This is a genomic window from Desulfomonile tiedjei (assembly GCA_016212925.1).
Classification (GTDB): Bacteria; Desulfobacterota; Desulfomonilia; order Desulfomonilales; family Desulfomonilaceae; genus JACRDF01.
Window position 1 is genome coordinate 187,461 of the sequence record JACRDF010000047.1, and the last position, 12,920, is coordinate 200,380.

Consider the following 12,920-nt stretch of genomic DNA (forward strand, 5'->3'; position numbering starts at 1 on the left):
ACCGATTCAAAGACGAGTAGAATTCAAACGCCCGGACGGGGGTCACGATTGAGCGCGGTTACCGGTTCCATTCGTAGTTTGAAGCCGTCCCAGCGGACCCGAATAGAAAGGCTGGCCCTAAGAAGGGTCCCGGCAAACCGGGTTGTAACACAGGAGATTTCGCGGCAATTGACGGAACTGGCCTCAGAAATCGGCCGTCAGATAGGTATCCTGGTCGATCGAAAAGGCAACGTTCGCAAAGTCATTGTCGGCGATGCGCGCTCCATTTTTATACCCAAACTCGATGGTTGGCGTGTAGGCGCGGGCCGGCTAAGGGGCCTGCGCCTTATTCACGTACACCTAAGAGATGAACCTCTAAGCCGGGAAGACTTGACCGACCTGGCCCTTCTGCGACTGGATTTGATCGCATCCATAGGCGTAGACAGCCAGGGATTGCCCACAGCGGTGCGCATAGCTCACCTTTTGCCCGAAAATCCCAAAGGTGACGTCTGGCAATTGCTGGAACCGATCCAGGCGTCACGTCTGGACCTGGACTTCACTGCGTTCATCAAATCCCTGGAAGACGAGATCTCGCGTTCGGTAAAAGCCCGTTCCGTCAAGGGCGACAAGGAACGTGTGTACCTTGTGGGCCGAACCACAGGCAGCGAGTGGGACATTGAAGAGTCCTTGAAGGAACTGACTGAACTGGCCGCCTCCAGTGGAGTTGAAGTAGTGGGATCCATGATTCAGCGCAGAGAATCGGTTGATCCGCATTTCGTAGTCGGCAAGGGAAAACTGAAGGAGATAGTAATTGATGCGCTTCACAAGGGCGCGGATCTGCTCGTGTTCGATGCCGAACTTAGTCCGGCTCAGGTAAAGCACATTGCCGATTTTACCGAACTAAGAGTAATCGACCGAGCGCAACTTATTCTGGACATTTTTGCTCAGAGAGCCAGGTCCATGGAGGGCAAGATACAGGTAGAACTGGCCCAGTTGAAATACGCTCTGCCGAGGCTGGCGCAAAAGGACGACGCTCTGTCAAGGTTGACCGGTGGTATCGGGGCCAGGGGACCTGGTGAAACCCGGCTGGAAGTAGACCGCCGACGAATTCGCAGTAGAATCGACTTCCTGGAAAAACAGAAGGAACAGCTCGGCAAGAATCGAGCTTTGCGTCGTGAACTGCGCAACAGAAGACAAGTGCCGGTTATTTCTATAGTGGGGTACACAAACGCCGGAAAATCAACACTCTTGAACAACCTCACCAAGTCGGATATATTTGTTGAAGACAAGCTGTTCGCGACTCTCGACCCTACAAGCCGCAGGCTTAGGTTTCCGAGAGAAACGGAGGTGATCATTACCGACACGGTCGGGTTCATTCAGGATCTTCCGGAGGCCCTTGTAGCTGCCTTTTCGGCCACGTTGGATGAGTTGGCGGACGCTGATCTCCTCTTGCACGTGATCGACTGCTCCAATCCGTCGTTCGAGACCCAAATGAACGCTGTGGAAAAGCTGATTGAAAGGCTTCACCTCATTGATATACCCATGATAAGGGTGTTCAATAAGAAGGACATGGTCGATTCCGAGACTGTCGAGCATATTTGCGCCCGATACGATGGGATAGGTATTTCGGCTATAAATTCCAAAACGTTCCCACCGCTTGTAAACAGGATGGAAGATGAAATCCTCCGGAACCTGTCAGCGGAAAGGGACTTGAACTACGAATCCCAACTGCAACCGCGCCAGGGAGTCTCCTAGTGGAACCGTGCAGCCCTGAAGAAAAAAAACGTCTTATTATTTCCCTGGCCGTTCTAGGTGGAATGACCCTAGTGCTGCTGGTGCTGGCCGCGACAGGTAAATTGGCGCCCCTCGTGCAAACCTTGTTGGAAACTTTCCAAGGCAGGGAACAACTGCGGAAATATGTGGAAAGCTGGGGTACGGCCGCACCGGCCGCTTTTGTATTCGTGCAGGCCCTCCAAGTGGTGCTCGCCCCCATCCCGGGGGAATTTACCGGCGCAGTCGGCGGCTTTATTTTCGGGGTTGCGCCAAACGTGCTGTACTCGACAATCGGCCTGGGTGTGGGGTCTGCCATAGCTTTTCTTGCGTCGAGAACCGTGGGTCTTCCCTTGGTCAAGCTTGTAGTTCCATGCCACTGCCTGGAGAAATTTCATTTCCTGGTCAATCGTCGCGGAACATTCATAGCGCTGATTCTCTTCACCTTACCGGGTTTTCCGAAAGACATCCTTTGTTTCATCCTCGGCCTGAGCCCCATGGGATTCCTGACTTTTCTCTGGGTTTGCACTTTGGGCCGAATACCCGGAACCATGATGCTGAGTTTCAGCGGTTCCGCGTTTTACAATCAAGATTGGTATTTGCTGGGTCTAGTAGCCGTGGTTTGCCTTGCATTTATTGGAGCCTTTCTTCTTGCAAGGGACAGGATTGAAGTCTGGTTGAAGAAAAAGAGCGGAGCAGCCTTCTGACCAACCGGATTCGGTCAATCAACATTGACCTAAGCGATCACGGGTTGTTCCTCATCGGGAGATACCATGGAAATTGGCGCCGTTAGCCCTTGCGGAGAAGAAACCGAAGAGGCATATAACGGCTGCTTCCTGGAATTTATCAAACGTCTGGTGCTCATCAACAAGAACGAAAAGCTCTTCCCCAAACAATGCCGAACTTGTGGGACATCTTTCCCCTCCCTTGCTGATTACCTCTGTGCTACCGTCCCCAAAGCCCACTCGTGGCAGGATTGTGAAGAGGTTATGGGCAAGCCGTTTACCATGTTGTATCGGCATTGCACCTGCGGAAACACGCTTGTCCTGACCCTTACGGAAGAGACTTTTCCCATGCTTCGTGAGCTGTGGTCCATGCTCCGAAATGAGGCGGAAAAGAACGGGAGGCCCCTGGATCAAGTGGTGGGGGAGTTTTCCGAACAATGCGATAATTACATGTTCAACCACATTTTCGACTGCGAGTCCCAGCTTCCTTGCGGCCATTCGCAAGACCTCCAACACAACAAGTAAAACCAAGTGGTTTTCAAAAGGCCCAGACGCGGGAGGAACCGTAGACCAGCCGCCACGGAAGAAACATGTCCTCTCACAAAGAGCTTCTCATCGTCTATCATTCGCAGTCCGGCAACACGGAACGCCTAGCAGAAGCAGTGGAGCAAGGCGCTCTGAAAGTGGAAGGCGTCGGAGTGCGCCGAATCAAAGCCGCCGCGGTGACCGCCGAGCAGTTGTTGGACTGTCGGGCTCTGGTCGTATGCAGCCCGGAGTATTTCGGTTATATGGCGGGTGCGATTAAGGACTTCTTTGACAGGACCTATGAACAAACACGTGAGCAGGTAGTCGGCAAATCCTACGCAGTGGTTATTTCCGCAGGCAATGACGGGGCAGGCGCGCTGAACAGTATCGAACGCATTATTCTGGGCTATCGCTTGCGAAGAGTTCAGGAACCGGTCATTTGTAGGGGACCGATAACCGAAGATATGCTTGAAAATTGCCGCAACCTGGGCCAAACTCTCGCGGCCGGAATTGCGCTGGGAATCTTTTGAAGGAGAGGAAAATGTGGGGAGGCCCTTTTTGTAAAAAGGGCCTCCCCGCACCCCTCCCCAAAAACTTTCATATACTGGCCGGTTGGCAGCTTCCGCTGCCAACCGGCCAGGTAATACCAAGTCGCGTTCACATAGCGAATGGTCTGTCATACCGGTCGCTATTATTTTCGGAACAGAAGTAACGAGATCTGTCGTTGCGAGGAGCGCAGCGACGAAGCAATCTCAGCGCTGAGAATGCTTCGGGCTCGACGCCCTCTCGCACGGATCTGCAAAGCTCAGGTCCGCGGCGCTCTGCGGGCAAAGTTAATTGGCTGTTGGGTGCCACTGCTGGCTTGTCCAGCAGTGTTTTCAAAGCATGCACTGCTGGACAAGCCAGCAGTGGCACACTACACTCAACAGCCGCTCTTGAGGAGTTCGGAAATGCCCCAGTCCAATGACGACAAGCTGCCGCTCCGCAACGCCATGCAGGCGTCTTTGGAACAAACCATAGGTAAGTCAGATCTTTCCAAGCTTGCACGAGACCTCGACGAAGTAGCTTTAGACTCCCTTTTGGAGCCTGGCACCCTGCGAGACATCCCGATTCTAGGCACGTTTGCAAAAGGCGCCAATGTAGTGCTCAGCGTGAGGGACTTCTTTTTTCTTAGGAAGTTGTCCAAGGTACTGCTTTGTCTTGACAGCGTACCGTTGGAGACTCGAAATGAATTTTCCAACAGACTCAAATCGGATCCCAACTTTCGACAAAAGTTAATGGACAGTGTAATTCTGCTGATCGACCGGCTTGACGATATGGAAAAGGCGGAATTTTTCGGCAAGATTTTTTCAGCATATGTAAGCTCTCAGATTGGTTATGACGATTTTCGGATGTTGAGCTATGCACTAGATCGACTTTACCTAACAGATCTTCATACGTTGAAGGAGTTCTACAGTGGTCCAACCCCCACACAAGCTTTTCAGAAAACCAATTACGACTCTTTGTGGCGGTTGACCATGTGCGGCCTTGTGTGCATAGCTGATACGGCCGCGGTGAGAGCACGCGGCGAATTCGGCCTTAACGGGCTCGGCAAGCAATTTACAAGAATTGCCTTAAGGTAAGCTTCATGACTCGCGATATACTTTTTGATCTGGGAAATGTCCTTGTGCCTGTGAACTGGGAGAGGGCATTTCAGCGCCTTGGGCCGCACCTGCCCCTGGAAATGGCCGGGCTCCTGAAAGACGACAGGTCCGCCTTTGTGGCACTGTTTCGCAAACCTGCCATCGCGCTGGAGAGCGGCAAGATGGGCTTCACCGAATTTCACGGTGTCATGTCCGGCATTCTTGGGATCGACATGAATGAAGAGGATTTTCATTTTCTATGGTGTGACGTTTTCACCATGGATAAGGCAATGGTAGCGCTCGGGGAATCGCTGTCAAACGAATATGGTACGTGGCTTATGTCCAACACCAGCGAGGCCCACTACGATTGGATAATCAAAAAGTTTCCCCGTGTGGCCTTTTTCAAGGACGCTGCGTTATCGTTCGAGTTAGGGGTCATGAAGCCGGCCACCAGGTACTACAAGGAAGCGATTAGTAAGTTCGGGATCGATCCCTCAACCGCAGTGTTTATCGATGATTTGGAGGAAAATGTGGACGGCGCAATACGCGCGGGAATTAACGGCATCCTCTTCCAGGGGCTGACGCCGCTGCTTCAGGATTTGCGTAAGCTGGGAGTGAATCTGCCTGATTGAAGGAGTAGAGGACTTTGAACCAAGGTGAGAAACCTATCGACGGATTTAGGTTCAGCGCGGTGGCTGCAGGTATTAAGAAAGCCGGCACCACAAGGCTTGATTTAGCGCTAATCGTGTCAGAAGAGCCGACCACGGTTGCGGCGGTTACCACAACTAACCTTGTTTTTGCCGCGCCCGTGGCAATAACTCGCGACCGAGTGGCGAAAGGCGTTTCTCGCGGGGTGTTGATAAACTCCGGCAATGCAAACGCCTACACCGGGGAAAGAGGCTTGCAGGATGCTCTGGACTTGACGCGCGGAGTCGCCGAAGCCCTCGCAATTGACGCGGACCTCATTAGCCCGATGTCAACAGGGGTGATTGGCAATCCTCTACCTCTCGATCGGATGCGAGAGGCCATTCCCGCATTGGTCGCCGGCTTGGACCCGTACCGGTACATGGACGTGGCCCACGCCATGATGACCACTGATACAAGGCCCAAGACGCTTCTGCTGGAGGGTTCGGCATCAACCGGACCGTTCAGAATCCTTGGGATGTGCAAGGGTTCGGGAATGATTGCTCCCAATATGGCCACAATGCTTGCGGTCATTCTGACCGACATTAGGGTTGAGGCGTCGTTTTTACGGGACTGCTTGATCGATGCCAACGAAGCGAGCTTCAACTCTGTTACGGTAGATGGGGACACAAGCACAAATGACACCTTGATAGTCCTGTCAGGCGGAAGAGGAGATGCCATTGAACTCTCGCCCGGCCGATCGGACAGGGAAGCCTTCCGGTCATTACTGCAGCAGGCCTGTTCGGATCTTGCCCGTCAGATCGCCCTGGATGGCGAAGGAACCACGAAGGTGGTGGAGGTGCGAATCACCGGCGCTCCCAGCAATGCCGCGGCTGCAAAGATAGCGCGGACCATTGCCGAATCACCGCTGGTAAAGACCGCTTTTCACGGAGAGGACCCCAACTGGGGCCGTATAATCTGTGCGGCAGGGCGAGCGGGAGTCTCTTTTGATCCGGACAGGATTGATCTTTATATCGGTGATGTTCCGATAGTCAAAGACGGCCTCTTGGTTGAGGGTGATTGGGAATCGGCCGCGCACAAAACCATGTGTGCGAAAGAATTTGCGGTGCTTCTAGACCTTAAATCGGGAAGCTCCGAGGCTCGAATCCTCACTACCGATCTCTCAGAGGAATACGTCACCATAAACGCGGACTATAGATCATAGAACAGTTTAGGTCCGCAAAGTGGCTCAAAGCACGGACATGTCATTCGCGTCGGATAACCAATGGCCTAACAATGAGAGTGCCACTGCCGGCTTGCCCAGCAGTGCCTGCCCCAAAGGAACACTGCTGGACAAGCCGGCAGTGGCACCCGGCACATATGGAATCGAGATGATTAAGTTTTCACAGGCTTAAGGAGTCGCATATGACCAAAGACACGCGCAGATGGCTTACCGGAATTATTGAAGAGTTTGTCGAAACCTCTCCCGAAAATTCCCTCAAGATGGAACCGGACGAAAAGGCGTGGGATGAAGTTCTCGTAAGTTTTTCTTCCGGGGCTGATCCGCTTTTTGAGGATTACAAGCATCTGGTTGGCGATTTCCACTGGAAGCCCGTTGAGATCTTTTCACTTGCTTTTCCCGACACCGTGGTCAGGCCCGAGGACCTCACCGTTATCAGTTGGGTCCTACCGCAGCGGGAAGCGACAAAAGCGGACAATCGCAAAGAGACTTTGTATCCGGCTAGGCGGTGGGTTCATGCCCGCTTTCCGGGCGAAGAATTCAACAATCATCTCCGGCGCCACGTGGTCGAAGAACTGAAGAGCGTTGGTATCAAGGCTGTGGCTCCAGTCCTCTTTTCTCAGTGGAGCATGGAGCGGTCGCAGGTTTACGGATTTGCCTCAAAGTGGTCGGAGCGACATGCGGCTTATGCAGCGGGCCTGGGCACCTTTGGCCTGTGTGACGGGCTCATCACTCCAAAGGGAAAAGCTCACCGGGTCGGCTCCGTGGTGGCCAATCTGGCCGTTCCCATTGAAGCCAGACCCTACGACGATCATCACGCTTACTGCCTGTTCTTCTACGACGGTTCCTGTACTGGTTGCCGCGAACGGTGTCCTGTTGGAGCCATAACCGAAGAGGGACATAACAAGGAAATATGCTGGAACCATGCGGGAGTGACTTGTGCGCAGTATGCGAAGGAGAACTACGGTTTTGACGGCTATGGTTGCGGGCTCTGCCAGACTCGCGTGCCGTGCGAATCCGGAATTCCGAAGAGGATTCTTAAAGACATGAATATATAATGCTTCCGAACCTCGGGTCATAGCAGTTCGCGTTCAAACAGTGAAAAGTCTGTTAGGTCCGGCGCAGACCTGGGCAAGCTGTGGACCGTGGCTCTCCAGGGCGGCTCTCGATTGGCTGTTGGGTGCCACTGACCTGGGCACCAGGTCAGTGCTGAGGACTTGTGGTGATTGCCAAAACTGATGTTCGTTGGCCCCCGACGGCCCTCCTGCCATTTCTGCTTTGCTCACCCCGTCGTTCCCGCGAAGGCGGGAACCCAGGGAATGCAGGGAAACGCTGGACTGGATTCCTGCTTCCGCAGGAATGACGGAATGGAGTTCCCCCGAAACGGACAAAAATTTGACAACTGCCATAAGGCATCTTCACCGTTTGAAAGCGAACTCAAATCAGGAGATTCGCAGGCTGTCACCGTGAGGCGGAAACAGGGAACAGGGGTTGGAGTCCGGGGAAGACCCTTCCAGAAAAAGGGCCTCCCCGGTCAAGCGCTCACCGACTACTTGCCGGCCGCGAGTTTGAAGAATTTCTTCGGGTCGTCGGTGACAATGTAGATCACTCTCACATCGTCCGCGTTGATGGCCTGAGCTTTGGGAAAAGTCTTTTTCAGCTCTTCAACCCTCTTCTTGGCCGCGTCGAGGATTTTGTCCCGCTCCCCGAATACCATAGTGCCTGTAGGACAGGATTTCACGCATGCAGGTATCATATCGTTGGTGATCCTGTCGAAGCACATGGTGCACTTGGACATGAGCTTTGTTTTCGGGTCCTGACGGGGAATGTTGTACGGGCACCCTTCAAGGGTAGCCTTGAAGTCAAGTTCCTTGGTTTTGGGGGTATAGAGGACCGCGCCGGTTTTCTCGTCCACTACGATCTCATCTTTTTCCGCCGCAGCCATGCACCCCGGTGAAAGACAGTGCCGGCACTGCTCGGTGAAGAAGTACCAGTATTGCTTACCGTCGCCGTTGGTACCCTCGGAGTACCGCACTATCTTGTAAGTGTCGAATGAGAGATCCAAGGGATTCTCATGTGTCCCGACCTGTTTGGTTTGCGTTCCGGGCAATTGATTCCATTGCTTGCACGCAACCTGACACCCTCGGCACGCCGTGCACTTGGAGGTGTCAACTAATATGGAATAACCTTCAGCCATTTTGCACCTCCTATGCCTTTATCACGTTTACCATGAAGGCCTTGGACTCAGGGATCATGGTGTTGGGGTCTCCCACGTTGGGCGTGAGCAGGTTGGCGCTTTCGCCGCCTTCTTTCGGGACCATCCACCCGAAACACCACGGCATACCGACTTGATGAACCGTAAGTTGTCCAAGCTTGAAGGGCTTGAAGCGGGTTGTGACTATCGCGAAGCATTCTACTTCACCGCGCACCGACGAGACTTTGACTTTCTCGCCGTTCTTGATCCCGCGCAGCTTGGCGAGTTCTTCGCTCATTTCCACGAACATTTGAGGTTCGGCCTCTACCAGCCACGGCTGCCAGCGGGTCATGATCCCTGTCTGCCAGTGTTCCGTGACTCGGTAAGTTGTGGCCACAAATGGGAAGCGAGGATCGCAGGTGAGGTGCTTGTCCAGCTCGCCCTTGAAGATCTTGATGGTCGGGTTGACGAACTGGCTGGAAAAGGCGTTCTTTGGAACCGGACACTCCAGCGGCTCGTAATGTTCCGGGAACGGCCCGTCATTGAGCCCCGGTCCGAAGATACGTCCGAAGCCTTCCGCTGTCATGATGAACGGGTATTTACCGGCCTTTTCATCGCTCAGCGGCGGCGCGGGCCCGTCGGGCACATCGCCGACCCACTTGCCGTCCTGCCACTTCAGCAGAGGACGCTTGGGGTCCCAGGGTTGGCCGTTCAGGTCAACCGACGCCCTATTGTAGATTATCCTCCTGTTAACGGGCCATGCCCATGCCCACTGTGGAAAAAGTCCGAGTCCAGTAGGATCGTCTTTTTTCCTCCGAGCCATGTTGTTGCCGTCGGCATTATAGCTCTGGCTGTAAATCCAGTTGCCGCAGGATGTGCTCCCATCAGCCTGGAGCATCGGGAAGGCGGGAACGGGATCGCCCTTCTTGAACTCTTTGTCCGCCACTTTTGTGTCTTTCAAGAAGAAGCCGTTGATCTCCTTAGCCACTTTGTGGGGATCAAAGTGGCCCTTCGTGTCAACATAGTCCCACTTCAGGTTGAGTACCGGCTCAGGCGCTTTGCCGCCCTTTTTGTACATCTCACGGATCTTGTCCATAAGAAGGACCATGATGTCGCCGTCAGGCTTTGCGTCGCCGGGGGCATCTACGGCCTTGTAACGCCACTGGGCCCATCTTCCGCTATTGCTGATACTTCCTTCTTTCTCCACCGAGGCTGCGCACGGGAGCATGAATACCTCGGTCTTGACGCTCTTTGGATCCATTCCCGGGCCCTTCCAGAAGGAGCCGGTCTCGTTATCGAATATGTTTACGTTCACCAGCCAGTCCAACTTGGCCAAGGCTTGTCTGACTTTGTAGGCATTCGCGCCGCTGCAAGCCGGATTCTGGCCCCAGGCGAAAAATCCCTTGATGCCGCCCGAATACATAACATCAAATAGATTCAGCCAGGAGCAGTTCTGACCGGGCTCCAGCTTGGGCAGCCATGCGTAACCAAAATCGTTTTCCTTGGTGGCCTTGTCACCCCAGAAGGATTTCAAGAGGCTTGTCGCGTACTTAGGGAAATTGGACCACCAGTTTACCGACCGAGGATCTTTAGTGGCGGGAACAGGCTTGAAGTACTCCTCCAAAGTCTGCTGGGTGGCCAACGGCATCCTCAAGTAACCGGGGAGGATGTGAAACAGGAGGGCCTGGTCAGTGCTTCCCTGAACGTTGGATTCGCCGCGCAGAGCGTTTACGCCGCCTCCGGCGATGCCCATGTTGCCCAGCAGTAGCTGAATGATGGACATGGCCCGAATGTTCTGGACGCCGACCGTATGTTGGGTCCAGCCCATGGCGTACATAATGGTGCCCGCTTTGTCCTTGACGCCGGTGGTTGAGTACAGCTCATAGACCGCAAGCAGGTCTTTCACCGGTGTTCCTGTAACTTCGGAAACTTTCTCGGGCGTGTAACGGGAGTAATGGGTTTTGAGAAGCTGAAAGACCGACCTCGGATTCTCGAGCTTCATGTCCCTTACAGGAATGCCATTGTCATCCTTCTTGAGCGCCCACAGGGACTTGTCGTACGACCGGGCCTTTTCGTTGTACCCGGCGAAAAGCCCATCCTTGAAATCAAACTTGTCGTCAACGATGAGCGAAGCATTGGTATAGTTTATTACGTACTCGGGGAAGTACTTCTTGTTGTCGATGATGTACTTGATCATGCCTCCCAGGAACGCTATGTCCGTCCCGGAACGCAGGGGAGCGTACAGATCGGCTTTCGATGAGGTTTGGGTAAAACGGGGGTCGACCGAAATCAGTTTGCCGCCCTTATCTTTGGCCCTTTGCACCCATTTCATGGATATGGGATGGTTGGCGGCAGCGTTGCTGCCCATTATGAGGATAACATCACTGTTCTTGAGGTCGATCCAGTGATTGGTCATTGCGCCGCGCCCGAACGACTCTGCCAGAGCCGCAACAGTGGCGCTGTGTCATATCCGGGCCTGGTGCTCGATGTAAACAAGCCCCAGCGCCCTCATCATTGCTTGAAGCGGCCAGCATTCCTCGTTGTCCAGGGCCGCGCTCCCGACGTGGGCTATGGCTTCGAGACGATTAACCACCTGGCCTTTGTCGTTCTTCTCGATGAAATAGGCGTCTCTGGTGGCCTTAACTCTCTTTGCGATTTCAGTCAGAGCCCAATCCCAGGACTTTTCCTGCCACTTGTCGCTGTTCGGCGCCCTGTAAAGCACCTTCTTGAAGCGGTTGGGGTTGTCTGCGGTGGTTTGAAAAACCGACGCGCCTTTGGCGCACAATGAGCCTTCATTGGTCGGGTGGTCCGGATCGCCTTCGATGTTTATGATCTTCTTGGCTTTTGTGTCGGTGCTACAGAGTAGTCCGCAGCCGACAGCGCAGTACGGGCAGATCGACGTAGTTTGCTTGGCGGTCTTCATCTTATCCATCTTCAGTTCCGCGGCATAGGCCTTTACTGGTCCCATGTCGATTCCCAGAGATGAAAGCGCCAAGCCCGCTCCGACGGCGCCAGAGATCACAAGGAACTCTCGGCGTGTCACACTCATGGCGTGCTCTCCTTTCTAGTAAAATGGGAAGTCATTTCTGAACCGGGCAAGAAACCTCGAGTCTATATATGAAGTGGGTTGACCCCAGACTTTGAGAAACACCAATACATTGCTCCCGGAGAAGGGCTCCGCAAGGACCTCTCCCCAAGGGCGAACATCAGGCGGCTATGTAGTTGTGATGGGAAACGGAAACTGCACCTATTACACTCTGCAAGGGACATATTAATTTAAGGGATAATATAGCGTCAATGCTGAATTCTCAGGTAGGAATTGTAACATGCTGATTAAATAAGGGATGATCTATCGAGGCGGCTCTCTGAGGTCATGTCAAACGAGACGTAACCACCTTTTTTCGGTCATGGTTTTGGTAGGAATTCAGCGCGAAACGGATTCCCCGCGCGGCGCGGGTAAATCAACCGCTTTATTATAGCACTTCTCGAAAGTTATGGCAGATTGAACGGTGGGTGCCACTGCTGGCTTGTCCAGCAGTGCGATTCTATTCGGAAAAAACTTTTGAGAATCGCTGTACCCGTTGTCAACGCCTCATTCCTCGCCCTTGAAGACAACCAGCAGCATTTTGAAGCGCTTCGCAGCGTGCAGCGCATGGGGCACATTTGCAGGCATGGCCACGACCTCGCCCGAGCCGACCACCATTTCCGTGCCGCCGATGTTTATCAACGCCTCTCCGTCCAGCACCTGCACGAATGCATCCCCTGCGGCTGTGTGAGTGCTAAGACCTTCTCCTTCAGCGAAAGCGAAAAGGGTCAGGCTGAACGTCTTGGCTTGAGCAAATGTGCGGCTTACAACACGGCCTTCCTGGTAATCGACCATGTCCACCAGAACTTGCGGCGCGGCAAATTCGATATTCTTGATGAAACGGCCTTGATGCATCTCCTTCACCTTCCTTCAACAAATTGGACGAATCCGGTCTAGGAAAAATCGTTCTCACAAGGTTTCTTATATCGCGATGCCAAAAATAATGTCCCATTTTCTACGAAAGACCCCGCGTCTGTCGGTAATGTGCCACGGTTGGGAGAATTTCTCTTCATCGGGTGCCACTGCTGGCTTGCCCAGCAGTGTTTTCTGTCGACGCACTGCTGGGCAAGCCAGCAGTGGCACCCAAGCAATAATGTCACGCCTAGCATGCTGAACGAAAAAGGACGAAATTTTCGACAATAGGTATAATCATCGC

11 protein-coding genes are annotated in these 12,920 nt (G+C 53.6%); 8 read left to right on the plus strand and 3 right to left on the minus strand.

The features are described 5' to 3' along the window. Positions 1 to 21 precede the first annotated feature (21 nt). The 8 genes from hflX to HY913_19795 all read left to right on the plus strand — a co-directional run bounded on the left by hflX (position 22) and on the right by HY913_19795 (position 7,543). A complete protein-coding gene (hflX, locus tag HY913_19760) occupies positions 22 to 1,734 on the plus strand; it encodes a GTPase HflX (GenBank protein ID MBI4965523.1) in 1,713 nt (570 codons plus the stop codon). Beyond that, positions 1,734 to 2,456, plus strand: coding sequence for a TVP38/TMEM64 family protein (locus HY913_19765; protein ID MBI4965524.1), 723 nt, complete (start codon positions 1,734 to 1,736; stop codon positions 2,454 to 2,456). The genes hflX and HY913_19765 overlap by 1 nt, the downstream gene beginning before the upstream one ends. Before the next feature lie 66 nt (positions 2,457 to 2,522). Next, positions 2,523 to 2,999 carry a hypothetical protein gene (locus HY913_19770; protein ID MBI4965525.1) on the plus strand — a complete coding sequence of 159 codons (477 nt, stop codon included), beginning with the start codon at positions 2,523 to 2,525 and terminating at the stop codon, positions 2,997 to 2,999. Between the two features lie 65 nt (positions 3,000 to 3,064). Continuing rightward, complete coding sequence (locus HY913_19775) at positions 3,065 to 3,529, plus strand: NAD(P)H-dependent oxidoreductase (protein ID MBI4965526.1); 465 nt, start codon at positions 3,065 to 3,067, stop codon at positions 3,527 to 3,529. 420 nt (positions 3,530 to 3,949) lie between these two features. Next, positions 3,950 to 4,621 carry a hypothetical protein gene (locus HY913_19780; GenBank protein MBI4965527.1) on the plus strand — a complete coding sequence of 224 codons (672 nt, stop codon included), beginning with the start codon at positions 3,950 to 3,952 and terminating at the stop codon, positions 4,619 to 4,621. A gap of 5 nt (positions 4,622 to 4,626) precedes the next feature. After that, the gene (locus tag HY913_19785; protein ID MBI4965528.1) at positions 4,627 to 5,253 is read left to right on the plus strand and encodes an HAD family phosphatase; all 627 of its coding nucleotides are present in this window, start codon (positions 4,627 to 4,629) and stop codon (positions 5,251 to 5,253) included. A gap of 35 nt (positions 5,254 to 5,288) precedes the next feature. Beyond that, positions 5,289 to 6,470: a bifunctional glutamate N-acetyltransferase/amino-acid acetyltransferase ArgJ gene (gene argJ / locus HY913_19790; GenBank protein ID MBI4965529.1), complete on the plus strand. Its 1,182-nt coding sequence runs from the start codon at positions 5,289 to 5,291 to the stop codon at positions 6,468 to 6,470. A 200-nt stretch (positions 6,471 to 6,670) separates the two neighbouring features. Beyond that, a complete protein-coding gene (locus tag HY913_19795) occupies positions 6,671 to 7,543 on the plus strand; it encodes an epoxyqueuosine reductase (GenBank protein MBI4965530.1) in 873 nt (290 codons plus the stop codon). A 491-nt stretch (positions 7,544 to 8,034) separates the two neighbouring features. Here HY913_19795 and HY913_19800 read toward each other — a convergent pair whose 3' ends face one another. From HY913_19800 to HY913_19810, 3 genes are all read right to left on the minus strand, one after another. Continuing rightward, positions 8,035 to 8,682: a 4Fe-4S dicluster domain-containing protein gene (locus tag HY913_19800; protein MBI4965531.1), complete on the minus strand. Its 648-nt coding sequence runs from the start codon at positions 8,680 to 8,682 to the stop codon at positions 8,035 to 8,037. A 10-nt stretch (positions 8,683 to 8,692) separates the two neighbouring features. Continuing rightward, positions 8,693 to 11,728 (minus strand): formate dehydrogenase-N subunit alpha, encoded by a 3,036-nt coding sequence (gene fdnG, locus HY913_19805; GenBank protein ID MBI4965532.1) that lies wholly within the window; start codon positions 11,726 to 11,728, stop codon positions 8,693 to 8,695. Positions 11,729 to 12,271: 543 nt separating this feature from the next. After that, a complete protein-coding gene (locus HY913_19810; protein MBI4965533.1) occupies positions 12,272 to 12,619 on the minus strand; it encodes a cupin domain-containing protein in 348 nt (115 codons plus the stop codon). Between the last annotated feature and the right edge of the window lie 301 nt (positions 12,620 to 12,920).